At 71.4% G+C, this 22,557-nt stretch carries 24 protein-coding genes and 1 pseudogene; 12 read left to right on the top strand and 13 right to left on the bottom strand.

Features of this window, described 5'->3' with window-relative positions; translation table 11 throughout:
• Nucleotides 1-15: 15 nt before the first annotated feature.
• From MED15_RS18440 to MED15_RS18415, 6 genes are all read left to right on the top strand, one after another.
• A complete protein-coding gene (locus tag MED15_RS18440; RefSeq protein ID WP_112602094.1) occupies nucleotides 16-1,176 on the top strand; it encodes a glycosyltransferase family 4 protein in 1,161 nt (386 codons plus the stop codon).
• An 81-nt stretch (nucleotides 1,177-1,257) separates the two neighbouring features.
• Nucleotides 1,258-1,761 (top strand): hypothetical protein, encoded by a 504-nt coding sequence (locus MED15_RS18435; RefSeq protein ID WP_091401731.1) that lies wholly within the window; start codon nucleotides 1,258-1,260, stop codon nucleotides 1,759-1,761.
• A gap of 150 nt (nucleotides 1,762-1,911) precedes the next feature.
• A complete protein-coding gene (gene pdxS, locus MED15_RS18430) occupies nucleotides 1,912-2,829 on the top strand; it encodes a pyridoxal 5'-phosphate synthase lyase subunit PdxS (RefSeq protein WP_091401733.1) in 918 nt (305 codons plus the stop codon).
• A gap of 44 nt (nucleotides 2,830-2,873) precedes the next feature.
• Complete coding sequence (pdxT, locus tag MED15_RS18425) at nucleotides 2,874-3,479, top strand: pyridoxal 5'-phosphate synthase glutaminase subunit PdxT (protein WP_112583376.1); 606 nt, start codon at nucleotides 2,874-2,876, stop codon at nucleotides 3,477-3,479.
• Between the two features lie 282 nt (nucleotides 3,480-3,761).
• Complete coding sequence (locus tag MED15_RS18420) at nucleotides 3,762-4,514, top strand: YebC/PmpR family DNA-binding transcriptional regulator (protein ID WP_091401738.1); 753 nt, start codon at nucleotides 3,762-3,764, stop codon at nucleotides 4,512-4,514.
• Nucleotides 4,515-4,664: 150 nt separating this feature from the next.
• On the top strand, nucleotides 4,665-5,279 hold the full coding sequence (locus tag MED15_RS18415) for a ribonuclease FAU-1 family protein (RefSeq protein WP_112736346.1): 615 nt from the start codon (nucleotides 4,665-4,667) through the stop codon (nucleotides 5,277-5,279).
• Between the two features lie 12 nt (nucleotides 5,280-5,291).
• Here MED15_RS18415 and MED15_RS18410 read toward each other — a convergent pair whose 3' ends face one another.
• Nucleotides 5,292-6,287: a helix-turn-helix domain-containing protein gene (locus tag MED15_RS18410; RefSeq protein WP_112736338.1), complete on the bottom strand. Its 996-nt coding sequence runs from the start codon at nucleotides 6,285-6,287 to the stop codon at nucleotides 5,292-5,294.
• Between the two features lie 253 nt (nucleotides 6,288-6,540).
• On the opposite strand from MED15_RS18410, the gene MED15_RS18405 reads away from it, so the two are divergent.
• On the top strand, nucleotides 6,541-7,569 hold the full coding sequence (locus MED15_RS18405) for a helix-turn-helix domain-containing protein (RefSeq protein WP_112583372.1): 1,029 nt from the start codon (nucleotides 6,541-6,543) through the stop codon (nucleotides 7,567-7,569).
• A gap of 73 nt (nucleotides 7,570-7,642) precedes the next feature.
• Here MED15_RS18405 and MED15_RS18400 read toward each other — a convergent pair whose 3' ends face one another.
• The 8 genes from MED15_RS18400 to MED15_RS18365 all read right to left on the bottom strand — a co-directional run bounded on the left by MED15_RS18400 (nucleotide 7,643) and on the right by MED15_RS18365 (nucleotide 15,661).
• Complete coding sequence (locus MED15_RS18400) at nucleotides 7,643-9,433, bottom strand: carbohydrate binding domain-containing protein (protein ID WP_112736336.1); 1,791 nt, start codon at nucleotides 9,431-9,433, stop codon at nucleotides 7,643-7,645.
• A gap of 178 nt (nucleotides 9,434-9,611) precedes the next feature.
• Nucleotides 9,612-10,673: an ABC transporter permease gene (locus MED15_RS18395; RefSeq protein ID WP_112583370.1), complete on the bottom strand. Its 1,062-nt coding sequence runs from the start codon at nucleotides 10,671-10,673 to the stop codon at nucleotides 9,612-9,614.
• A complete protein-coding gene (locus tag MED15_RS18390) occupies nucleotides 10,670-11,563 on the bottom strand; it encodes an ABC transporter ATP-binding protein (protein ID WP_112583369.1) in 894 nt (297 codons plus the stop codon). The genes MED15_RS18395 and MED15_RS18390 overlap by 4 nt, the downstream gene beginning before the upstream one ends.
• Nucleotides 11,564-11,643: 80 nt before the next feature.
• A complete protein-coding gene (locus tag MED15_RS18385; RefSeq protein WP_112602090.1) occupies nucleotides 11,644-12,360 on the bottom strand; it encodes a response regulator in 717 nt (238 codons plus the stop codon).
• Nucleotides 12,357-13,694, bottom strand: coding sequence for a sensor histidine kinase (locus tag MED15_RS18380; protein WP_112736334.1), 1,338 nt, complete (start codon nucleotides 13,692-13,694; stop codon nucleotides 12,357-12,359). Before MED15_RS18380 ends, MED15_RS18385 begins: the two co-directional genes overlap by 4 nt.
• 116 nt (nucleotides 13,695-13,810) lie before the next feature.
• The gene (locus MED15_RS18375) at nucleotides 13,811-14,758 is read right to left on the bottom strand and encodes a permease prefix domain 1-containing protein (RefSeq protein WP_112736332.1); all 948 of its coding nucleotides are present in this window, start codon (nucleotides 14,756-14,758) and stop codon (nucleotides 13,811-13,813) included.
• A complete protein-coding gene (locus tag MED15_RS18370; RefSeq protein WP_091401756.1) occupies nucleotides 14,755-15,096 on the bottom strand; it encodes a PadR family transcriptional regulator in 342 nt (113 codons plus the stop codon). Before MED15_RS18370 ends, MED15_RS18375 begins: the two co-directional genes overlap by 4 nt.
• Nucleotides 15,097-15,226: 130 nt before the next feature.
• Complete coding sequence (locus tag MED15_RS18365) at nucleotides 15,227-15,661, bottom strand: hypothetical protein (protein WP_244220497.1); 435 nt, start codon at nucleotides 15,659-15,661, stop codon at nucleotides 15,227-15,229.
• Between the two features lie 300 nt (nucleotides 15,662-15,961).
• Between MED15_RS18365 and MED15_RS18360 the strand changes: the two genes are divergently transcribed.
• The 4 genes from MED15_RS18360 to MED15_RS18345 are packed head-to-tail and all read left to right on the top strand — an operon-like array spanning nucleotide 15,962 to nucleotide 18,966.
• Entirely contained in the window at nucleotides 15,962-17,377 is a 1,416-nt protein-coding gene (locus MED15_RS18360; protein WP_112736330.1) for a serine/threonine-protein kinase, read from the top strand.
• Nucleotides 17,378-17,428: 51 nt separating this feature from the next.
• On the top strand, nucleotides 17,429-17,854 hold the full coding sequence (locus MED15_RS18355) for a low temperature requirement protein A (protein WP_167457673.1): 426 nt from the start codon (nucleotides 17,429-17,431) through the stop codon (nucleotides 17,852-17,854).
• A 15-nt stretch (nucleotides 17,855-17,869) separates the two neighbouring features.
• A complete protein-coding gene (locus MED15_RS18350) occupies nucleotides 17,870-18,604 on the top strand; it encodes a hypothetical protein (RefSeq protein ID WP_112583363.1) in 735 nt (244 codons plus the stop codon).
• Nucleotides 18,601-18,966 carry a winged helix-turn-helix domain-containing protein gene (locus MED15_RS18345; RefSeq protein WP_112583362.1) on the top strand — a complete coding sequence of 122 codons (366 nt, stop codon included), beginning with the start codon at nucleotides 18,601-18,603 and terminating at the stop codon, nucleotides 18,964-18,966. Before MED15_RS18350 ends, MED15_RS18345 begins: the two co-directional genes overlap by 4 nt.
• Here MED15_RS18345 and MED15_RS18340 read toward each other — a convergent pair.
• From MED15_RS18340 to tnpA, 3 genes and pseudogenes are all read right to left on the bottom strand, one after another.
• A complete protein-coding gene (locus MED15_RS18340) occupies nucleotides 18,963-19,511 on the bottom strand; it encodes a hypothetical protein (RefSeq protein WP_112583361.1) in 549 nt (182 codons plus the stop codon). The two genes, MED15_RS18345 and MED15_RS18340, sit on opposite strands and share 4 nt — an antisense overlap.
• On the bottom strand, nucleotides 19,508-20,047 hold the full coding sequence (locus tag MED15_RS18335; protein ID WP_112583360.1) for an RNA polymerase sigma factor: 540 nt from the start codon (nucleotides 20,045-20,047) through the stop codon (nucleotides 19,508-19,510). The genes MED15_RS18340 and MED15_RS18335 overlap by 4 nt, the downstream gene beginning before the upstream one ends.
• 162 nt (nucleotides 20,048-20,209) lie before the next feature.
• Nucleotides 20,210-20,645, bottom strand: a pseudogene (gene tnpA / locus MED15_RS18330) (IS200/IS605 family transposase).
• Between the two features lie 22 nt (nucleotides 20,646-20,667).
• Here tnpA and MED15_RS18325 point away from each other — a divergent pair.
• Nucleotides 20,668-21,870 (top strand): RNA-guided endonuclease InsQ/TnpB family protein, encoded by a 1,203-nt coding sequence (locus tag MED15_RS18325; protein ID WP_112736328.1) that lies wholly within the window; start codon nucleotides 20,668-20,670, stop codon nucleotides 21,868-21,870.
• Nucleotides 21,871-21,907: 37 nt separating this feature from the next.
• On the opposite strand, the gene MED15_RS18320 is transcribed toward MED15_RS18325, so the two are convergent.
• Nucleotides 21,908-22,528: an L-threonylcarbamoyladenylate synthase gene (locus MED15_RS18320; protein WP_112583358.1), complete on the bottom strand. Its 621-nt coding sequence runs from the start codon at nucleotides 22,526-22,528 to the stop codon at nucleotides 21,908-21,910.
• Nucleotides 22,529-22,557: the final 29 nt, after the last annotated feature.

Genomic DNA, 22,557 nt, shown 5'->3' with positions numbered 1-22,557 from the left:
GAGGTGGGCTGACGGATGCGGATCGGCATCGTGTGCCCGTACTCCTTCGACGTGCCCGGTGGGGTGCAGAACCACGTCATGGACCTCGCCGAGGCGCTGATCGCGCTGGGCCACGAGGTCAGCGTGCTCGCGCCGGCCGACGAGGATTCGCCGCTGCCGGAGTACGTGGTGTCCGCCGGCCGGGCCGTTCCGCTGCCGTACAACGGTTCGGTGGCCCGGATCGCGTTCGGCCCGGTGTCGACCGCCCGGGTGCGACGGTGGATCACCAACGGCGACTTCGACGTGCTGCACGTGCACGAGCCGCTCACGCTGAGTCTGTCGCTGCTGGCCGTGCTCTCCGCCCGTGGCCCGGTGGTGGCCACGTTCCACACCGCGATGACACGTTCGCGGGTCCTCGCCGCCGCGCAGGGTGTGCTCCAGATCGTGTTGGAGCGGATCACGGCCCGGATCGCGGTGAGCGCGCTGGCCCGCAAGGTGCAGGTCGAGCACATGGACGGCGGTGCGGTGGAGATCCCCAACGGGGTGGCGGTGGCCAAGTTCGCCGACGCCGAGCCGTTGCCGGGCTGGCCGGGGGAGTGCGCGGCCGGCACCGGCGGCACGCTCGGCTTCCTGGGCCGGTTCACCGAGGCACGCAAGGGCTTCCCGGTGCTACGCGACGCGTTCGTGGCGCTGGCCGCCACCCGGCCCGGTCTGCGGTTGCTCGTCGCCGGCCCGGGTGACCCCGACGACCTGTACGACCAGTTCCCGGCCGAACTGCACGAGCAGATCACGTTCCTCGGCCTGGTCAGCGAAGCGGACAAGGCGCGCATGCTGCGCAGTGTGCACCTCTACGTCGCACCGAACACCGGCGGTGAGTCGTTCGGCATGATCCTCACCGAGGCCCTCGCAGCGGGTACGACGGTCGTCGCCAGTGACCTGGACGCGTTCCGACGGGTGCTCGACGGTGGGCGGGCCGGTCGGCTCTTCCCCACCGGAGACCCGGTGGGGTTGCGTGACGTGCTGGCCGAGCTGCTGGACGACCCGGCCGCGCGGGCCGCGCTGAGTGCCTGCGGCGATCAGGTGGTCGCGAATTTCGACTGGCCGGTGGTTGCTCGTCGCGTTCTGGAGGTATACGCAGCGGCGATCGAGGCAACCGACGGGCGGGTCATCGACCAGGAGTGGGTGGGGCTGAGCTGAGCCGGTGTGACGGATGGTGCGGCGGTGACCGGTGGGACCGGTCCGGCCGCGCCCAATCGGACGAAACGGAGCAGCACTACGATGCCGCACATGTGGTGGGTGGTGGCCGCGAGCGTGGTCGTGGGGCTTGTCGCGGCGTACCTCATCTGGACCGCCGGCCGGGTCGAGCGGCTACAGGGCCGCGCGGAGCTGGCGGCCCGGGCCCTCGACGCCCACCTGCTGCGCCGCGCGGCGGCAGCCGCGGTCCTGGCTGAGCGGCGTTTCGGCGTCGAGCTGTACGCGGCGGCCCGGATCGCCCTGGACGCCAGCCCGGACGAGCGGGAGGCGGCGGAGAACGACCTGACCCGGCAGTTGCGCGGCGTCCAGTTGGACCCGGGCGACCCGGACTGCGTGGCGGTCATCGCCGCGAGTCGTCGGCTCGCGTTGTCCCGGCAGGTGCACACCGACCTGGTCCGGGACGCCCGCTCGGCGCGCAGCCGGCCGCTGGTGCGCCTGTTGCGGATGGGGCGGGGCCGGGAGTGGCCGCGCTACTTCGACATCGACGACCCGACCCTCGTCGTGCCGGCGGACGTCCCCGCCGCCTGACCTCCGACGGCCGCCGTGGCTCCCGCGACGAGCCGGTGACCACTGCCACAGTGCAGGCCACCGGGGGTCTGATTGGCTGTCGGTGCGGCGTTGCACCGCGCGTAGCATTTTCGCTGCCACCCCCAGAGCATGTCCAAGGAGCGATGACCCGTGCCCGAAAACACCGCGTCGAACACCGGTACCGCCCCCGTCGTCGGCACCGCCCGCGTGAAGCGGGGCATGGCCGAGATGCTCAAGGGCGGCGTGATCATGGATGTCGTCAACGCCGAGCAGGCCAAGATCGCCGAGGACGCCGGCGCCGTCGCGGTGATGGCCCTGGAGCGGGTGCCCGCCGACATCCGCGCGCAGGGTGGGGTGTCCCGGATGAGCGACCCCGACATGATCGACGGAATCATCGAGGCGGTGTCCATCCCGGTGATGGCCAAGGCCCGCATCGGCCACTTCGTGGAGGCGCAGATCCTCCAGTCGCTCGGCGTGGACTACGTCGACGAGTCCGAGGTGCTGACCCCGGCCGACTACGCGAACCACATCGACAAGTGGGCGTTCACAGTGCCCTTCGTCTGTGGCGCGACCAACCTGGGCGAGGCGCTGCGCCGGATCACCGAGGGCGCGGCGATGATCCGCTCCAAGGGCGAGGCGGGCACCGGTGACGTCTCCAACGCCACCACCCACATGCGCAAGATCCGCCAGGAGATCCGCCGGCTGGCCTCGCTGCCGACCGACGAGCTGTACGTCGCGGCCAAGGAGTTGCAGGCCCCGTACGAGCTGGTCAAGGAGGTCGCCGAGAGCGGCAAGCTGCCGGTGGTGCTGTTCACCGCGGGCGGGATCGCCACGCCGGCCGACGCGGCGATGATGATGCAGCTCGGCGCGGAGGGCGTCTTCGTCGGCTCCGGCATCTTCAAGGCGGGCAACCCGGCTCAGCGGGCCGCCGCGATCGTCAAGGCGACCACCTTCCACGACGACCCGGACGTGCTGGCCAAGGTCTCCCGGGGGCTCGGCGAGGCGATGGTCGGCATCAACGTCGACGAGATCCCGCAGCCGCACCGGCTGGCCGAGCGCGGTTGGTGAACCTCTTTTCCGGGCGGCGTGACGCGGAGAGGAATGGTGCGACCATGACGGCACCCGTGATCGGTGTGCTCGCGCTCCAGGGCGACGTCCGCGAGCACGTGGCGGCGCTGGCCGCTGCGGGCGCGGACGCCCGCCCGGTCCGCCGTCCGGCGGAGCTGGACGCGGTCGACGGGCTGGTCATCCCCGGCGGCGAGTCCACCACCATGAGCAAGCTCGCCGATATCTTCGAGATGCGCGAGCCGATCGACAAGCGGATCGCCGACGGCATGCCGGTCTACGGCTCCTGCGCCGGGTTGATCATGTTGGCGACCGAGGTGCTCGACGGTCGACCCGATCAGCGGGGTTTCGCCGGCATCGACATGACCGTCCGGCGCAACGCGTTCGGCCGGCAGGTCGACTCGTTCGAGGCGCCGGTGACCGTCGTCGGGGTGCCCGGGGAGCCGTTCCACGCGGTGTTCATCCGCGCGCCGTGGGTCGAGCGGGTCGGTGCCGGCGTCGAGGTCATCGGGGTGGTTTCCGATGGCCCGGCCGCCGACCGGATCGTGGCGGTCCGACAGGGCAACCTGCTGGCCACCTCGTTCCACCCGGAGCTCACCGGTGACCTGCGGGTTCACGCGTACTTCGTGGACCTGGTCCGCGCCGCCTCCTGAACCGGCGGGCGACTTGGCCGGGCTGTCCATGATGCTCGCCGCGGTCGCGGCCCGGACCGGGTTTTTGTCCCGTCTGCCCTGGTCCGTCGGGGCCGGCCGGCCGTGCCGTGCGCGGTGCATGACAGGGACCCGGGGGACGTCGGTAGGATTGCGGAGATTCGGCAGGGCCATCTGCCCGCCACGGCTTCCACCAGAGCTGACCGGCACCTCCGCGTGCGCCGGCGGGAGCGGGGCGTGAGCGGTGCGGTCGATGCAGACGGCGGGTAGCAACGGAGGTAGAAGATGTCCGGCCACTCAAAGTGGGCGACGACCAAGCACAAGAAGGCCGTCATCGACGCCAAGCGCGGCAAGATGTTCGCCAAGCTGATCAAGAACGTCGAGGTGGCCGCGCGGATCGGCGGCGGCGACCCCACCGGCAATCCGACGCTCTTCGACGCCATCCAGAAGGCGAAGAAGAGTTCGGTGCCGAACGACAACATCGATCGCGCCGTCAAGCGTGGCTCCGGCCTGGAGGCCGGCGGCGCCGACTGGCAGACGATCATGTATGAGGGGTACGGCCCGAGCGGCGTGGCCATGCTCATCGAGTGCCTCACCGACAACCGCAACCGCGCGGCGACCGAGGTACGGACCGCGCTGACCCGCAACGGCGGCTCGCTCGCCGACGCCGGCTCGGTGTCGTACATGTTCTCCCGCAAGGGCGTGGTGATCGTCCCCAAGGAGGGCACCAGCGAGGACGACGTGATGCTGGCCGTCCTGGACGCCGGCGCCGAAGAGGTCAACGACATCGGCGAGGCGTACGAGGTGGTCTCCGAGCCGACCGACCTGATCCCGGTGCGCACGGCGTTGCAGGACGCCGGCATCGAGTACGAGTCGGCCGAGTCCTCCCTGATCCCCAGCGTCAACGTGCCGCTGGACGAAGAGGGCGCGCGCAAGATCTTCAAGCTGATCGACGTCCTGGAGGACTGCGACGACGTGCAGAACGTCTACGCCAACTTCGACGTCAGCGACGACGTGATGGCGGCGGTCGACGCCTGACCCTGTCCTGCCCTCGCCCCCGCCTCACCCCGCCGCGATCTTGCACTTTCTGACCCGACAGACCGGGTCACGCAGGGCATATCGTCAACAGGAAGTGCAAGATCGCGGCGGGGGCTGGGGCTGGGACGGCGAGGGAGGGGGTGCGGGGTGGTGGAGCGGTTTGAGCCTGGCGACACCGTGGTGCGGCGTGAGGTGCTGCGGGGTGAGGTCTGGTTCGGCTGCCCGACGATCTGCGTCGAGGATTCGCCTGACCTGCTCGTCCTCTACCTCCCACCGGGGGCCGAGTTCGGCTTCCCGGACCCGGGCGTCTTCCCCTGCGGGCGGCACCCGTGGGAGGCCGCCGGGCACCGCTCCTGGTCCGGGCACGGCAAGCTGATGCTGCAACGCCCCGGTGAGGCGCACTCGATCGACGTGTTCTGGACCGGGCCGGGGCGCGACTTCGCCGGCTGGTACTTCAACCTCCAGGACCCGGTGCGGCGTACCCCGATCGGGGTGGACACCCTGGACCACGAACTGGACCTGTGGTGGGCCGCGGACGCCGACCGGTACGTCTGGAAGGACGTGGAGATGTTCGCCCAGCGCCTCGTCGAGGGGCGCTACCCGGGCATGGGGGACGCCATCCAGGCCGAGGGTGACCGGATCGCCGCCCTGCTCGACGGGGGTGAGCGCTGGTGGGACCCGGCGTGGGCCACCTGGCAGCCCGACCCCACCTGGGCGGCGCCCCCGCTGCCCGCCGGCTGGGATCAGGTGCCACCCGCGCGTTGAGCGGCGCCGACGTCAGTTGCCGGGCAGCGCGTTGACCAGGAACACCTGATCCGGGCCGCCGGTGCACGGCTCGACCAGCGCGGCGTCCGCCACGGCGCTGTCGTCGTCGCGCAGGCCGACGCACAACTCGGTACGGTCGGGCCGGATGCGGTACGCGTCGGGCGTCGCTCCGGTCGGTTCGAAGTGGAACACCTGCTTCGACCTGTTCGCGCTGCAATCCTTCTCGTTCCAGGGTTCGAGCAGGTTCCGGCCGGGATCCTCCTCGCGGATGGTGAGGCAGCCCTTTCCGAGCACCGGGTGGACCCAGTGGATGAAGAACATTCCGTCGGCGACCGGTTCCAGCGAGGTGTCCGGTGGGGTGGCCTCCGTGCAGGGCCGCTGGACCGCTATCTCCTTGGTGTACTGGCCGGTGCGATCGCGACCCTCGGTGAGGCAGAGGTGCGGGCTGCGGGCGGGGCGGATCTGACTGAGCCCCGCGCTCGGCGAACGGGCACCGCCGCCCGCCGATGCGGTCGGATCGGTGGTTTGCGCGGCCTTTCCCTGCTCATCGTCGCGTCGCTCGATCCAGAAGCCCACGCCGAGCGTGGCCAGCAGGGCGGCGACGACGAGCAGCGCCAGCGGCGCGGGCCGCGCGAACCAGCGTGGGCGGGCCGGGCCAGAGTGCTCCGGGGCCACGGTCGCAACCGCGTCGACCGGCGGTGGGTCCGCTGCCGGCGACGGCGGGGCCAACTGACCTGCCGCGAGGCGGTGCCGGGCCCGTAGCCACGTCTCGACCTGATCTTCCGCGCCGCACGCCCGCACGAACGCGGCCACCACCTCGGGGCGCGGCAGTGTGGACCGGCGAAGAATGTCCGCCGCGGTGCTGCGGGCCAGCACGTCACCCGTCGACGCGGCACGCTGCTCCAGTTGCCGGTAGGTGAGCCCTGACCGGTCCTTGAGCTGGCGCAGCATCTCGACGAACTCGGCCGGGTCGGACGCGTCGTCCGGGCGTAGCTCCCCCGTGGTCATCGCCCGATTCTCCAGACCCCGCGGACGCGAGGGCAAATCGGGTCCCGGCGACTGTCCGAGATGGTCGGACAGGATCCGGACATGCCGCTCTGAGCTGCCCGGACAGCCCAGCGCGGTGACCGGGGCATTGTCCTGGTCGACCGGGTTACCTAGCGTCTTTTCTCGATGGCCGCGTCGCTGAGCGGGGTACGGCCGACGGGCTCGTGCCGGCACGGGTTCGGGCCCGACCACACCAACGACACGGGGAGATTCGATGGATGACGCTGTCCGGGATCCGGTGCCGCAGGCGGCCACGGCGGGGGAGTACGTGGCGTTGCTCAGGGAGGTGCGGCGGCGTTCCGGTCTGACCTATCGGGAGCTCGCCCGGCGAGCCTCGGCGGCCGGGCACTGGCTGCCGCCGAGCACCCTCGCGACGATGCTGGGGCGGACGACGCTGCCCCGGGAACGTACCGTCGTCGCGCTGCTGACCGCCTGCGGCACCCCGGCGGTCGAGGTCGACAGGTGGCTGGAGACACGGCGGGACCTCGAGGCTCGCCTCGGCGAGCACTGTCGAGCCGAGAGTGACGCGGCACGGACCCCTGCCGGCCCGTCCGCGGCCGTCGCGGCGAATATCCGCCCGAGCGTCGGCTCGATTCCACAGCGACCCGAAGCGCCCTGGCCGGCGCGTCGCTGGCTTCGGCTGGCGCTGCTGGCGGTGCTCGGCGTCCTGACGGTCGGGGCGGCCGGGGCGCTGCGACCCCTCGCCCCTCCCGCAGTGGACGGCTCACCGACCGATGGCTGCCCGGAGGTGCTGCGCCAGGGCATGTACGGCCCCTGCGTGCTGAGCCTCCAGGAGCACCTGGTGGCCGACGGACTCACAGTGCCGGTCGACGGCTGGTTCGGCCCGGACACCACCAGCCGGGTGATCGTGTTCCAGGCGTTCGGCGCTCTGCCGGTCAGTGGCACCGCGGACGAGCGGTTGTTCGACGAGTTGGCCGGCGATCGCAAGGTGCCCGCCCGTTGGTCGGAGGACCGGATCGGCAAACATCTGCGGCGGACGTTCCCGGAGGACCCGGCCGGGGCGGTGCAGGTGGCGCGCTGCCTGTCCGGCTTGGACCCGTACCGGGTGGAGGTCGGCGAGGACGGAACGCGGCGCTGGGGGTTGTTCCAGTTCAGCGACATGGAGGTGTCCCGGTTCGGCGTCGACCGCCAGACGGCGCTGGACGCGGCCTGGAACATCAGGACGGCACGGGAGGTCTGGTCTCGTACCGGCGACTTCGGCCACTGGAACTGCGCCGCGTAGCGGTCACGCGTCATGCTCCCCGCCCGGTCCACACGAACCGGACGGGGAGCCCCCCGTTATCCCGACCGACGATTCACTGTCGCAGGCGGTTGGCGAAGACGTACGCGCCCACGGAACGGCCGGTGGCGAGCCCGGCCTCCGCGTCGAACCGATAGTGCACGCCGAGGTAGATCCGGCTCAGCGCGTTCTCCTCGGCGGCGTGGTCGAAGCCGGTCATGTGCCGGACCACGTCCACGGCGTGCGGATCGTCAGTGGTGGCGTCGAAGGCGATCGCGTCGGTGCCGAAGAACCTCTTCATCACCGCGGACCAGGCCCCCGCGAAGGTGGCGTGCCCGGAGATGTAGGCCGGGAAGGCCGGCGTGTACGGCACCCCCTCGCGGGTCTGCGACAGCGGCTGCCAACCGGTGCCCTCCGTCGCCTCGATGGCGGTCACCGGCCGCCACAGGTCGATGGGCGTCTGGTACTTGGCGTCCCAGGCGGCGATGGCGGCGTCTGCGAGGGCGAGGGCGACCAGCCCGAAGAGTCTGGCATTGGCCAGGATGCCGAGCTGACGCTGCTCCGACACGATCCGGGTGTGTGAGAAGAGTTGACCCGGTGGCTTGTACGTGCCCCCCAGGTCGTTGGCCCAGAAGAACGCGATCTGCGTCTGCTCGGGGGTCCGCAGCGACGACGTCCGACCACCGTAGTCGCGGATCTCCCGCACCTGCGTGTCGTATTCGTCCTTGCCGAGCAGGTCGTCGTACCCGTTGGCGCCGGCCGGCAGACCGGGCCGGAACTGCTGGCCCGAGGTGAGCGCGAACGGGGTGACCAAGCCCCAGTTCGGGCTGACCGCCGCCTTGCCGTTGGTCGGCCGCCACGAGCCGGGTACGCCGTCCAGTTGGTACGACCTGTCATTGTCGGAGCCGTCGTTGGCGCGGGCCTGGAGGTTGGCGGCGGCGGCCGCCGCGCCGACGGTGTCACCGCGCGCCTCCTCGGCGTCGTTCACGCCGGACGGCCGGCGCTCGACGGCACCGTCGAGGGCATCGGTGAAGGAACGACCGTGCCGGGTGTACAGCGCGGTCAGCACGTCGTACGCGGCCCGGTCGATGGCCGCGTGCAGGGACGGCGCCACGACGTCGTCCATGGTGCCGGGGTAGCTGACCGGCACTCGTACCCGGTAGGGGTTGCCGACCCCGGTGACCGAGACGGCGGCGTCGTGCATCGCCGCGTGCAGGATGGCGGCCTCGCGGGACGAGGAGGTGGGTGGCAGGTCCAGCCCCTTGTACGTGGCCAGCAGGATGCCGTTCCAGTACAGGATCGGGTCGGTGGCCGGGTTCACGGCCAGCGGGGTGAGCGAGATGTTGTCCAACCGGACCGTCGAGGCGGCCTGGCCGCCGAAGTGGAACAGCAACACCGCCTTCGGGTCGCCGAACGGGGACGCGAAGTCGACTGTGAACCGGCGCATCGAGGACGTCAGCGCAACGCTCTGGTCGACAGCGGAGGTGAAGGGCGTGTCCGCCCGGGAGACCGAGACGCGCAGCGAACGGTTGACGTCGGCCGAGGCGTCGAACTGCAACCGGTACGACTGCGCGGCCGTCACCCCGAACTCGAAGTGACCGACCAGGTCCTCCCAGACGGGCTTGCCGACCGTGGCGCTGGTGCGGACGCGCAGTTGCCCGGCGTTGACAGTGGTGCTGGTCGAGGCGAGCCGGGTCCACCAGGGCTGGGTGCTGCCGTTGTCGAACGTGCCGTTGAGGATGAGGTCGCCCGGGGCGGCGGCGGCCGGCGCGGGCCGGACGAGGGCGGTGAGGGTGCTGGCGAGGGCGACCGCGAGCACGAGGCTGAGCAGACGACGGAGTTGCCGTGCGTTGATCGGTGGGGACATCGAGAGCCTTTCCGGTCCGGAAACCGGCGACGACCAGGTCGTTGCCGTGAGGATCGGCTCAACGTAGGAGTGTTCGCGCAGTTCACGGCCACCGAACAGCGCTCGGAACGGTGCCGTACGGCAGCGGGCGCCGGCATCCGATCAGGACACCGACGCCCGCGCGGGGCGGACCGCTGGCTCAGCCGATCGTCTCCCGCTCCCGCCAGGCGGTACGCAGCGAGGTCCGGCCGTTGGTGCGCAGCAGCGACCCCTCGTACACCCGGGCCCCGGCGAGGAGGAACGCGCCGGCGGCGAGCACCAGGAGGACCAGTGAGACGATCGGCTCCCAGCCGGCCGCGTCGCCGGTGAAGAGCCGCAGCGGCATGGCCGTGGGCGACGAGAACGGCAGGTATGACAGCACCCGCATCGCTGTGGCGTTGTCGTTCAGGAAGATCACCGCGAAGAACGGCAGCATGACGGCGAGCTGCACCGGCGTCGAGACGGCGGCGATGTCCTCCTGCCGGTTGGCCAGCGCGCCGGCCGCGGCCCACATGGCGGCGAGCAGCACGAAACCGATCAGGAAGAACGGCACGAACCAGCCGATCGCCGGGGCGAGCAGGCTGAGCAGACCTCCGCTGTCACCGATCTGCAGCCCGAGAACCGCCACCACCGCGATCAGGGCGATCTGCGCGAACGCCAGGATGGCCCCGGCCACCACCTTCCCGGCCAGCAGGGCCCGGACCGGCACGGCGGCGACCAGGATCTCCACGATCCGGGTCTGCTTCTCCTCGATGACGCTCTGCGCGATCTGCACACCGAACGTCTGCGAGGTGATGAAGAAGACGAACGCGAAGACGAACGGCACCAGGAACGCCACCACCGGATCGACCGCGTCCGGATCGAGCAGGCGGACGGTCGGCTGGGTGCTCAGGGCCCTCACCACGTCGTCGGGGGCGTCGTCCATGGCCAGGACGGCTGGTCCGGTGACCACCGCAGCGTCCACGTCGTCGTCGCGGACGGCCTGCTCGGCGGCCCGGTCATCGGGCACGACCCGGACTTCCAGCCCGGCGGCGCGCAGCGGCGCGGCCAGGCTCTCGGTCACCGCCACTGTGGACGGCCCGCCGGAGAACAGCGGCGGCAGGATGGTGCCGGCCGCGGCGATCAACAGGAAGAACAGCGTGCCGAACAGGAAGGTGCGGTCGCGCAGCTTGACCCGGATCTCGCGTTCGGCGACCAGCCGGGTGGCCTGGGTGACGTTCACTGGGTGACCTCTCGGAAGATCTCGGTGAGCGAGGGGCTGACCGGGCGGAAGGCGCGGACCGGGCCGCGCGCGAGGGCGGCCCGCAGCACGGGCTGTTCGTCGGTGCCGGCCGGCAGGTCGAAGACCACCCGCGCGCCGTCCAACTCGACCAGTGTCACCCCGGGGTGGTCGCGTACCCAGCCGGCGTCGTGCTCCACGACCAGCTCGAAGCGGGGCACCGTGTACGAGTCGCGCAGCTGCTGCCGGCTGCCGGCGGCCCGGATCACCCCGTCCCCGATGATCACCAGGTCGTCGCAGAGGCGCTCCACGACGTCGAGCTGGTGACTGGAGAAGAGCACCGGCGCGCCGGCCGAGGCCCGTTCCCGCAGCACGGCCACGACGGTCTCCACTGCCAGCGGGTCGAGGCCGGAGAACGGCTCGTCGAGCACCAGCACCTCGGGGTCGTGCACCAGCGCGGCGGCGATCTGGGCGCGCTGCTGGTTGCCCAGTGACAGCGTCTCCAGCAGGTCGTCGCCGCGCTCGCCGAGCCCGACGCGGTCCAGCAGCGCGTCGGTGGAACGTCGTGCAGCGGCGGCGTCCAGCCCGTGCAGCCGGCCCAGGTAGGCCACCTGCTCGCGGGTGGTCATCTTGGGGTAGAGGCCCCGCTCCTCGGGCATGTAACCGAAGCGTCGGCGGTCCTGCCGGGTCAGCGTGGTGCCGCCCCAGCTCACCTCACCGGCGTCGGGGGCGAGCACACCCAGGATGATCCGCATGGTGGTGGTCTTGCCGGCGCCGTTGGCGCCCACGAAACCGGTCATCCGGCCAGCGGACACCTCGAAGGACACGTTCCTGAGCACCTGACGGTCGCCGAAGCTGCGGTCGACGCCGTCGAGGCGAAGCGTTCTGGTCACGCACTCACGCTAGATCGATCACGCCGCTGCGCCGTCCGCCCGGCGGGTGAGCGGGCGGGTCCACCTCGCGGCGGACGCCGTCACCCGCCGGGGCGGACCACCCCGTTCTCGTAGGCGAACACCACTGCCTGCACCCGGTCGCGCAGGCCGAGCTTGGCCAGTACCCGACTCACGTGCGTCTTCACCGTCGCCTCTCCCAGGTGGATGGCCGTGGCGATCTCCGCGTTGCTCGACCCGGCGGCGAGCAGCATCAGCACTTCCCGTTCGCGCGGGGTCAGCTCGGCCAGCGCGGCGTCGGCGTCCGGGCCCCGGTGGGCGGTGCCCGCCGGGTCGCCGGGTCGGGCGAAGGTGGAGATCACCCGGCGGGTGATCTCCGGGGCGAGCAGACCGTCGCCCCTGGCCAGCACCCGGATCGCCTCGATCAGCTCCTCCGGCGTGCCGTTCTTGAGCAGGAAGCCGCTGGCCCCGGCCCGCAGCGCCGCGAACAGGTAGTCGTCGCGGTCGAACGTGGTGAGGATCAGCACCGCGGGCGCCCCGGGGCCGTCGGCGACGATCTGCCGGGTGGCCTCCAGGCCGTCCATCCCGGGCATCTCGACATCCATGAGTACGACGTCGGGGCGGGTGGCTCGGGTCATGGTGACGGCCCGTTCGCCGTCGGCGGCCTCCCCGACCACCTCGATGTCGTCCTCCACCTCGAGGATGACCCGGAAGCCGGTACGGACGAGGTGCTGGTCGTCGGCGAGCAGCACGCGCACCGTCGGTCCGGTGTCGGGTGCCTGCTGGGCTGCCGCGCTCATGCCGACGGCTCCGCGCCGGCTGCCGCCTGCTGCCTGTCGCTCGGCTCCCGCTGTGGGCCCACCGGCCGGTCCGCCGACGCCGCCAGGGGGAAGCGGGCGCGTACCCGCCAGCCGCCGCCGGCCCGCGGCCCGGCCTCCAGGTCGCCGTCGTGGGCGGTGACCCGTTCGCGCATGCCGATCAGGCCCAACCCGACGGTGTCGGCCCGGCCGCCGCCCCGCCCGTCGTCGGTCACGTCGACCTCCACCTCCCGGGCCAGGTACCGGACCCGCACGTCGAGCAGGGCCGCCTCGGCGTGCTTCAGGGTGTTGGTCACCGCCTCCTGCGTCACCCGGTAGGCCGTCTGGGAGACCGACTCGGGCAATGCGACCGGGTCGCCGTACACCCCGAGGGTGGCAGTCAGCCCGGCGGCCCGAGCCCGCTCGACCAGTTCGTCGATCCGTTCGACGCCGCCGGCCGCCGGCGGCGTGGCGTCGGTGCCGGCGGAGGTCCGCAGGACGCCGAGCATCCGGCGCAGCTCGTCGACGGCGGTGCGGGCGCTCTGTTCGATGGCGGTCAGCGCCGTACGGGCCTTGTTCGGGTCGCGGTCGAACACCCGGCGGCAGGCGGATGCCTGTACGCCCATCACCGACACGTGGTGGGCGACCACGTCGTGCAGCTCGCGGGCGATCCGGACCCGTTCGCCGAGCACCGCCCGTTCCCGGGCCTCGGCCTGCGACCGGCGCAGGTCCTCGGCCTGGGCGCGCAGCTCGTGCTCGCGGCGCGCGGCCACCCACGCGGTCTCGCCGAAGAAGTACGCGAAGCCGAAGACCAGCACGTTGAGCAGCACACCGTTGACCATCGCGGCGAGCACCGGGGGTACCGGCCCGACCGCGTCGGCGAAGGTGTCCGCCGGAATGTGGTCGATCATCACCGCGTAGTAGACGCCGAGCCAGGCGAACATCGTGGCGATCACGCCGATCCGCAGCCGGCGGGACAGTTGGCGGTCCTGGCCCCAGGCGCCGACGGTGTAGAGGGCGCAGAACAGGGCCCAGGAGGAGAACTGGCTCTCGGGGGCCGAGCGGGCCTGCGCGGCGATGAACGCCACCGCGACCACCAGCAGTGTCGCGGTCGGCCAGCGTCGTCGCCAGATCAGCGGGAGGGTCACCGCGACGGTCCAGAACAGCTGCTCCGGCCCGGACGGCGGTGGGCCCAGCAGGAACGCGCCGGTGCTGCGGGCCAGGGTCAGACTGACCAACGCCAGCCCGGTCATCCCCAGGCCGATCCACAGGTCGTTTCGGCGCTGCTCCGCCGTCGGACCCGGACGACGCCATTCCGGTCGCGGTGCCACTGTCATCCGGGAACGATGCCACGCCGCCCACCAGGCCCTCCAACCGGGCGGCCCGCCGTGGTCACCACGACGGGCGACGGCCCGGCGCGGGGTACGCGCCGGGCCGTCGGGTCGGGGATCACTCACGCCGTCTGCCGCCGGGTCTTCACTGCGGTGTCGATCAGGTCCCAGACCACCACCACTGCCGCGCCGACCGCGATGGTCGCCCCGAGGACGTTGCGGTTGTCCGCATTCGCCAGCCAGCTGAGCCGCTCGCCGAGGGCCGGGTTGAGCAGTCGGTCGGTGAGAGCCAGCCACATCAGCGGCACCGCGAAGGCCAGGCTGAGCAACGCCCTGACGCCGAAGAGCGTCCAGGTCCAGTGCGCGATCCGGTACTTGACGATCTCGACCACCGCGCTGGCGGCCAGGACCACGATCAGCGCCGGCAGCCAGAACGACCAGAGCGCCGGGTCGAGGAGCGGGATGTTCTCGCCGTCGGTGCCGTGGACCCAGGACTGGTAGTGCTGGAACGGCAGGTACGCGATGGTCAGCACCAGCATGATCACCGATGCGACGGTGTCGGCGAGCGGGATGCCCCGGTGCACCGGGGCGTCGGGCAGTTGGTCGACCGTCCAGCCGGGCAGGTCCACCGTCGTCTGGGAGCGCTCGATGATGGCGAAGGTCAGTGTGAGCCAGAAGGCGATGTGCACGGCCACGTGCAGGGCGACGACGATGCCCGGCCCGATGGCCCCGAAACCGCTGCCCTCGGCGACCTTGACGACGGCGACGATCGTGCCGACGAGCGCCGGGATGAAGCTGAGCAGCAGCTTCAGCAGCCGCAGCCAGACCAGGTAGTAGGTCGGGCCGATGAGCTGCAACCGGCGGTCGGCGTACCGGGCGGCCAGCTCGTCCGGATTGCCCAGCTCGGTGAGCACCTCCCGCTCGGCCGCTGTCGGGTCCGCGCCACCGCCGGTGCGGTCGTCGATCATGTCCTCGATGGAGGCCCGCAGCTCGGTGGCGATCTCGTCGCGGCGCTGGGCGGGCACCGATCGCAGGGTGGCGGCGAGGTAGCGGTCGGTCAGGGTGTTCATCGGTCCACTCCTTGGATCAGCCCGGTGATGGAGGTCTGCACGGCGGCGAGGTCGTCGAGGAGCCGGTTCAGCATCGACTCGCCCTCGTCGCTGGTCCGGTAGAACTTGCGCGGTCGGCTCTCTTCGGTGTTCCACTCGCTGGTCAGCAGCCCCTGGTCCTCCAGGCGGCGCAGCAGCGGGTAGAGGGTGTTGGCGTCGACCGGGAAGCCGTGGTCGCTGAGCCGTTGCAGCAGTGCGTAGCCGTAGTCCGGTCGGCGTAGCGCGACCAGGCTGGCCACCACGACGGTGCCTCGACGCAACTCCTGTAGGTGCGTCCGTAGAACGTCCTCGCTAACCATGTGTCACACCATACTGTGTGGCACACAGTGTTGTCCACCCGACATCATCGTGTCCGCCCAACCTCCGTTTCGGGCCGATACGACGTGCGGGGCGCCCGGTCGACACCGGACGCCCCGCACCTGGGAAAAGTCAGCAGGACGGGCCCTGCCGGAAGTTCCGCTCGACGAAGCTGGCCGGCCCGACCTGGAAGTAGCCCACCCCGGGCCGGATCGGGTGCCCGGTGAACAACTCCACCCGCGACCCCGCCCGGACCAGGTACGCCTCGGCGTCCCCCGCGTCGTTGCGGATCAGCGAACCCCGCCAGCCGTAGATCGCCTCCAACTCGTCGAAGGACATGCCGACAGTGGCGCCGGCGGGGGACTGCGGCGGCGCGGTGGCCGTACCGACCTCCACCAGTCGCCCGTCGCGGAAGGCCAGCAGGATCACGCCCGCCAAGGATCCGGTCGCGCCGGTGCGCACCACCCCGTCGCAACCCGGCGCGGTCCAGCCGACGTGCCCGTTCCTGATGAGCGACGCCAGGCTGGCGCCGATGCGGTACACGCCGACGCCACCGACGCTGAGCACCTGCGGGTGGCTGTGCCCGGGGTCGACGGCGCGCGGACCGCGGGCCGAGGCGGGCGCGGTGCCGCCGGCCTGGGGCGCCGCCGCCGCCGGGCCGGCTACCCGCCGCCGGGACGAGCGTGCCGAGCGCCAACGCGGCGGTGGTGAGGAGGATCGCGGGACGGTTCATCGTGGCTCCTTCGGTGATGGGTCTCCTGCCCTCTTAGTCACCGCGCCAGGGCCAATGGTTCGTCGGGATTGCGACCGGCCGGGTCTACTGTGCAGAGGAACGCCGACCGACCGTGCTGGCCGGGGGTGAGACGGGTGACGGCTCCACTGCGGATCGGGCCCTACGCCGTCGAGCGACTGCTCGGCGTCGGTTCGTTCGCGATGGTCTGGCTGGGCTACGACCGGGCGCTCGACGCGCACGTGGCGATCAAGGTGCTGGCCGAGAACTGGAGCCACGACCTACGGGTGCGGGAACGCTTCCTCGACGAGGCCCGGTTGCTGCGCCGGTTGGAGCACGAGCGGCTGATCCGGGTGCACGCCGTCGGTGAGCTGCCCGACGGCCGCCCGTACGCCGTCCTGGCCTGGGCGGACGGGGGCAGCCTGCGGGACCGGCTGGCCGCTGGCGAGATCCCCGCGCCGACGGCGTTGCGGCTGCTCGGTGAGGTCTGCGCCGGGGTCGCCGTGCTGCACCGCCACGGCGTCGTGCACCGTGATCTCACCCCGGGCAACATCCTGTTCCGCTCCGCCGGCCCCGGCGGCGGGGAACAGGTGCTGATCGCCGACCTCGGCCTGGCCAAGGCGCTCGCCGCCGCCTCCGGGCTGACCGCCCGGGCCGGCACCCCGGGCTACATGGCCCCCGAGCAGGACGATCCGGGGGCGGTGGTCGACACCCGCGCCGACGTGTACGGGCTCGGCCGACTCGGCATCCGACTGCTGGCCGCCGACCCGTCGAGCGCGAACCCGACCAGGCCCCATCCGCCTCGGCACTCCCCGGAGATCCGACTTCGGGACGACGTGCCTCCGGCGGTCGCGGCGGTGCTCGCCCGGGCCACCGCCCACCGCCCGGCCGACCGCTACCCCGACGCCGCGACCCTGCACGCAGCGTTGATCCGCGCGACCGGCCCGGCGGGGCCGGCTACGGTGACCGGTCCGGTGCGGCACCAACCTCGGCCGGCCCGCTCGTACCGGTTGCGGCGGGCCGGGGCCGCTGTGGTGGCCGTCGCCGCGGTGGGTGTGGCGGGTGCCGAGCCGGGTGGTGCCGGGTCGGCGCGGTCGGTCGGCGGCACGTACACGACCGGGCCGCTGACAGTGGCGTTGCCACCCGGCTGGTCCGCCACGGGCGCCACCTGGGCCGGTCAGTACGGCGCCGACGGCGAACCCGAACCGGCGCTGGTGATGTCGCCGCAACCCCGCCGCTGGGCAGCCGACCCTCGCCTGCCCGGAGCGTTCGTGGGTCTCTCCGCCAGCACGGCGGCCCGTGCCACGCCCGCCGGGTTCCTGGCCGAGCGCACGCACGGCGACTGCACGCCCGCGCCGGCCCGGGTCACCCGGCAGACCGGCGTCGAGTGGACAGTGGTGGCGTACCGCTGCGAGCGGGGCCGGCCGCAGATCATCGAGTCGGCCGCTCTGCACCCCGATCGACCCGCCCTGGTGTACGCGCAGATCACCCCGCCAGTGGCCAGCGGGCCCGACTTCGTGGACACCCTGCTCGCCGGCGTACACCTGCGGTAGGTGCTGTCGAAACGCGCTCGGCGGCGGCCCTGCGGGTCTGAAGCTGTCACTGTGGCCCAGAAGCGCGAGCCGGTGAGCGGCGGCAGGCGTCGGGCGCAGATCCGCACGCCGAACGGGTCACCGCGTACGGATCTGCTGGAGCTGTTCTTCGACCTCGCACTGGTCGCCGGTCTGGCGATGACCTCGAGGAAGATGGCCGCCGACCAGAGCTGGATCGGCATTGCCCAGGCGCTGCTCCTGCTGTCGACACTGTTCGCGGTGTGGGTGACCACCACGTTGATCACCGACAGCTACAGCCCTCGGAGACAGCCGGTCCCGCTGCTGATCCTGGGCACCAGGTTCGGCCTGATGCTGATGGCCGCCGCGCTGCCCACGGCGTTCGGTGACTGCTGGGGGTCGCGGGCACCGAGTTCCTGCGGGCCCGGCGCCGAGCCACGGGCCAGGTTGCCAAACTCTCTTGCGCGGATAGGTCTGTAATGCAAAGCTGACTGCATGACACACGAATCCGCTCCGCAGGCGGACGGGCCTCGCGAGCTGTTGGCGGCCGTACGCGACCTGACACGCCAGGTCCGTTCCGCCCAGCGCGGCACCTGGTTTCCACTGCTGGTCTTCGCGGTGATCACCCTGGTCGCGGTGCCCGTCTACCGGTACGCCCCCTACCTCGACCTGTTCGACACCTGCCGATCCCGCCCGCAGCACACCGTCTGCATGGGGCCCAACCCCACGCAGCTCGGGTACTGGACGGTCGCGCTGGTGCTCGCCTACGCGGCGATCGCAGGCTTCTACGTCAGGCAGTCCCGACGGCGTGGCGTGGGCACCCCGATCCGCCCCTACGTCGTCGTCGGCGTCGCGTTGGCCGTTCTGATGGCAGCCGTGTCGATCTGGCTGACGTTCCACCCGCTCATCCCCGTCCCCGCCGACCCCTTCTCCACCGATCCGGTCGAGATCGAGGTCGGGCCGGCGGCGTGGCTCATCAACGGGCTGGCCAGCCCCCTAGCGGTCATCGCGTTGGCGCTGCTGGTGCTCGCGCGGGTCGAACACAACTGGGCGCTGCTGGCGTACAGCCTCGTCTATCTGGCGATCGTGATGGTGCAGGGCGGCCAGGTTATCCACTCGACCTCGCCGTGGTTCTTCCTGCCGTACCTGCTAGTCCCGGCGGCGCTGCTGCTGCTCGGCAGTGCCGCCTTCGCCCTGACCCGGCCGACCACCGAGGTTGCGGGGCGATGACCGACCATCCCACCAACGGCCTCGACGACGTGGTCCACCAGCGCGTCCGACTGGGCATCCTGGCCATCGCGCACCAAGCCCGCCAGGTCGAGTTCGGCTTCCTACGCACCACCCTGCAGCTGACCGCAGGCAACCTCGGGCAGCACCTGAGCGTCCTGGAGAAGGCCGAGCTGATCGAGATCGAGAAGGGCTACGAGGGCAAGCGCCCACGCACCTGGGTGACTCTCACCGCTGCCGGTCAATCAGCCCTGCGCGACGAGATCGCCCACCTCAAGCAACTCATCCACCAGGTCGAACAAGCGGAGACGGCATCGACCGCCCATCCAGCGAACGAGATTCGTGATCCGGGAGACAGGGCCTAGCGGACCACCACTGTGATGGTGTGCTCCCGGCCGTCCTTGGGGATCGTCACGGCGACCGTGCCGGGGCGGACGAAGCGGATGTCCACCACGCCCGCCTCGTACTGCTGGGAGACCAGCTCCGGGCGGTCCACGGTGACCAGCCCCGGCCCGATGCCCTGGATGCGCAGCACCGCACCGGTGGCGAAGCAGAGCGATGTCAGCAGCTCGATCTCGGTCTCGGCGAGCGGCAGGTCGTAGCGGACAGCGCCCTGACAGGCCGGCGTCGCGTCGGTCGGCGGGGGAGTCGTTCGGGGCGTACCCCTTGTTCTGGTGGGTGCGGGCGGTGGCGCGGCCGGGCGCGCGCTGGTCGGCGGCGGTCGGAACGGCGACCCGGTGGGCGCGGCGATCGCGGAGATCGTGGGGATCGCGGTGGGGGCCGGCGTCGAACGGGTCGGCCCGGGCGGTTGGACGGGCAGGGGCGAGACGGCGTCGGCGCCGCCGCAGCCGGCGACCGCCACGGTGGCCGCGAGGACGACGACGACCCGGCGCAACGACGTGCGGCTCATTGCGCGTCGAGCCGTTGCCGGACCTGCCGGCGGGCCAGGTGCAACCGGGACTTCACAGTGCCCAGCGGCACGTCGAGCAGGGCGGCGATCTCCGGGTAGCTCAGCCCGAGGACGTCGCGCAGGGCGACCACCTCGGCGAGGTCGGGGTGGACCGAGTCGAAGGCGTCGAGCAGGTCGAGGCGGGTGCCCGCGACCACGCTGGTCCGTCGCGGGTCGGCCTGGTCGGGCAGCGGTACGCCCTCGGCCTCCAGCCGGCAGCGGCGGCGCAGCGTGCGGTACGTGGAGCGGGCCCGGTTGGCGGTCAGCCGGTGCAGCCAGGTGCGGAACGAGGAACGTCCCTCGAACCGGGTGATGCCGCCGGCCAGCGCCAGCAAGGTGTCCTGGCAGGCCTCTTCGGCGTCCTCCCGGCTGGGCAGGAATCGGGCGCACAGCCGCAGCACCTCCGGGCGCACCGCGACCAGCAGGGCGTTCAGCGCGGCCGGATCGCCGTGCGCGGCGGACCGGGCCAGGGCGTCGATGTCGTCCGCGTCGGGCATGCCGGATGTCCAATGCTCGCCGGTGCCGATCCCTGAGCGTACGACCGGTGCCGCCGCGGCGGCCCCGTAGCGTCCGGCACCCGACCCGAACCGGCGCGCTAACGAAATGCGGGCTAGTGCACCGTCGTTCAGGGCGTGGTGAAGGCCCGCGTGGGAGGGCCGTCATGGCCCGTGCGTGCCCTGGGCCGGGCGGTTCTGTTGCTCGATGTACTGCCGCAGGATGCTCAGGGGTGCCCCGCCGACGGAGCCCGGCGAAGTACGACGCCGACCACAGGCGGTTGGTGTGGTGGTAGTGGCGGACGAGGTCAGGGAACTCTTGGCGCAGCCGCCGGCTGGACACACCTTTGAGAGAGTTGACCAGCTTCGCCAGGGCGACCTTGGGTGGGAAGGTCACCAGTAGGTGGACGTGGTTGTCTTCGCCGTTGAACTCGACCAACTCGGTGTCGAAGTCAGCGCACATCGTCCGCATGATGTCCTCCATCCGCTTGAGGTGTTGGTCAGAGAAGACTCGGCGCCGGTACTTGGTCACGAAGACCAAGTGGGCGTGTAACGCGAAAGTGCAGTGTCTACCAGTGCGGACGTCTCCGAGATCAGCCATAGACCAATGGCAGACTCGACGCGTGCAGCTTCGGTACAACTACCGGCTCTACCCGGATGCCGCCCAGCGCGAGGCGCTGGCGAAGGCGTTCGGGTGCGCGCGGGTGGTGTTCAACGACGGGCTGCGCGCGCGACAGGAAGCACACAAGGCTGGCCTGCCGTATCCGACGGACGCCGAGCTGTCCAAGCGGGTTACCGTGGCCAAGTTGACCCCGGAGCGGGCGTGGCTGGGCGAGGTGTCATCGGTGGTGTTGCAGCAGGCCCTCGCGGACCTGAACAAGGCCTACCGCAACTTCTTCGCCTCGCTGTCGGGCAAGCGCAAGGGTCGCAAGCTCGCCGCTCCCCGGTTCAGGTCCCGCAAGGACAGCCGGCAGGCCGTCCGGTTCACCGCCAACGCCCGGTTCAAGATCCTCGACAACGGTCGACTGCGGCTGCCGAAGATCGGCGACCTGGAAGTCCGTTGGTCGCGGGAGCTGCCGGCTGCGCCGACGTCGGTGACGGTGGTCCGAGACGCCGCCGGTCGGCACTTCGCCTCGTTCGTGGTGCAGACCGCCGACCAGCCGTTGCCCCAGCTGGACTCGGAGGTCGGCATCGACCTGGGGTTGACGCACTTCGCAGTGATGTCCGACGGGACGAAGGTGACCGCGCCGAAGTTCTTGCGCCGTGCAGCCCGCAAGCTGCGCCGGTTGCAGCAGGGCTTGTCCCGCAAGCAGCGGGGCAGCAACAACCGCAAGAAGGCCGTCCGGAAGGTCGCCCGCGCGCACGCGAAGGTGGCCGACACCCGGCGGGACTGGCAGCACAAGCTTTCGACGCAGATCATCCGCGACAACCAAGCGGTGTTCGTCGAGGACCTGTGCGTGACCGGTCTCGCCCGGACACAGTTGGCGAAGTCGGTGCACGACGCTGGGTGGTCGCAGTTCGCGGCCATGCTGGAGTACAAGGCCGCCCGGCATGGGCGCACCTTCGCCCGGGTAGATCGGTTCTTCCCGTCGACCCGCATGTGCTCGGACTGCGGCCGGATCAACGACAAGATGGCGCTCAACGTCCGGACGTGGGGCTGCCCATGCGGCAGCCTGCACGACCGAGACGTGAACGCCGCCAAGAACATCAGGGCCGCCGGACGGGCGGACCTCAACGACCGTGGAGCGCAGGTAAGACCGGCACCCGTGCCGGCACCGCGCAGCGAAGCGGTAACCCGCCGGGACCTTGCCCCTTCGGGGGCGTAGCAGACCGGAATCTCCGCCCTCCAGGGCGGAGAGGGCGTCAATCGAAGCGGGAGACGTCCCCGGCACCCCGGCGCAGGATCTCCGGCTCGGGCCCGGACAGGTCGATCACTGTCGTCGGCTCCTTACCGCAGTCGCCGGCATCGAGCACCGCGTCGAGCTGGTGGTCGAGCCGTTCCTTGATCTCCCAGCCCTGGGTCATCGGCTCCTCGTCGCCGGGCAGGACCAGCGTGCTGGACACGAGTGGCTCGGCCAACTCGGCCAGCAGCGCCTGGGTGACGGTGTGCCGGGGCACCCGCACGCCGACGGTCCGCTTCTTCGGGTGCAGCATCCGGCGGGGCACCTCCTTGGTGGCCGGCAGGATGAAGGTGTAGCTGCCCGGGGTGGACGCCTTCACCAGGCGAAAGACCGAGTTGCTGATCTGCACGAATTGGCCGAGCTGGGCGAAGTCGTGGCAGACCAGCGTGAAGTGGTGCCGATCATCGAGGTGTCGGATCTGCCGGATCCGGTCCAGCCCGTCCTGGTTGCCCAGTTGGGTGCCGAGCGCGTAGCAGGAGTCCGTCGGGTAGGCGACCAGCCCACCGCTGCGGATCAGGTCGGCGACCTGCCCGATGATCCGGGGCTGTGGGTTCTCCGGGTGCACGTCGTAGTACCTCGCCATCCTCCGAGCCTAGGCGCACCCGGGGGCGA

This window comes from Micromonospora noduli, assembly GCF_003264475.1.
GTDB lineage: Bacteria > Actinomycetota > Actinomycetes > Mycobacteriales > Micromonosporaceae > Micromonospora > Micromonospora noduli.
This window is presented reverse-complemented; position numbering and strand designations above follow the sequence as displayed.

Coding starts and splice junctions, on each gene's coding strand:
- MED15_RS18440 (WP_112602094.1), top strand. CDS start 16: ATGCGGATCGGCATCGTGTGCCCGTACTCCTTCGACGTGCCCGGTGGG.
- MED15_RS18435 (WP_091401731.1), top strand. CDS start 1,258: ATGCCGCACATGTGGTGGGTGGTGGCCGCGAGCGTGGTCGTGGGGCTT.
- pdxT (WP_112583376.1), top strand. CDS start 2,874: ATGACGGCACCCGTGATCGGTGTGCTCGCGCTCCAGGGCGACGTCCGC.
- MED15_RS18420 (WP_091401738.1), top strand. CDS start 3,762: ATGTCCGGCCACTCAAAGTGGGCGACGACCAAGCACAAGAAGGCCGTC.
- MED15_RS18410 (WP_112736338.1), bottom strand. CDS start 6,287: ATGACCACGGGGGAGCTACGCCCGGACGACGCGTCCGACCCGGCCGAG.
- MED15_RS18405 (WP_112583372.1), top strand. CDS start 6,541: ATGGATGACGCTGTCCGGGATCCGGTGCCGCAGGCGGCCACGGCGGGG.
- MED15_RS18400 (WP_112736336.1), bottom strand. CDS start 9,433: ATGTCCCCACCGATCAACGCACGGCAACTCCGTCGTCTGCTCAGCCTC.
- MED15_RS18385 (WP_112602090.1), bottom strand. CDS start 12,360: ATGAGCGCGGCAGCCCAGCAGGCACCCGACACCGGACCGACGGTGCGC.
- MED15_RS18380 (WP_112736334.1), bottom strand. CDS start 13,694: ATGACAGTGGCACCGCGACCGGAATGGCGTCGTCCGGGTCCGACGGCG.
- MED15_RS18375 (WP_112736332.1), bottom strand. CDS start 14,758: ATGAACACCCTGACCGACCGCTACCTCGCCGCCACCCTGCGATCGGTG.
- MED15_RS18370 (WP_091401756.1), bottom strand. CDS start 15,096: ATGGTTAGCGAGGACGTTCTACGGACGCACCTACAGGAGTTGCGTCGA.
- MED15_RS18350 (WP_112583363.1), top strand. CDS start 17,870: ATGACACACGAATCCGCTCCGCAGGCGGACGGGCCTCGCGAGCTGTTG.
- MED15_RS18345 (WP_112583362.1), top strand. CDS start 18,601: ATGACCGACCATCCCACCAACGGCCTCGACGACGTGGTCCACCAGCGC.
- MED15_RS18340 (WP_112583361.1), bottom strand. CDS start 19,511: ATGAGCCGCACGTCGTTGCGCCGGGTCGTCGTCGTCCTCGCGGCCACC.
- MED15_RS18335 (WP_112583360.1), bottom strand. CDS start 20,047: ATGCCCGACGCGGACGACATCGACGCCCTGGCCCGGTCCGCCGCGCAC.
- MED15_RS18320 (WP_112583358.1), bottom strand. CDS start 22,528: ATGGCGAGGTACTACGACGTGCACCCGGAGAACCCACAGCCCCGGATC.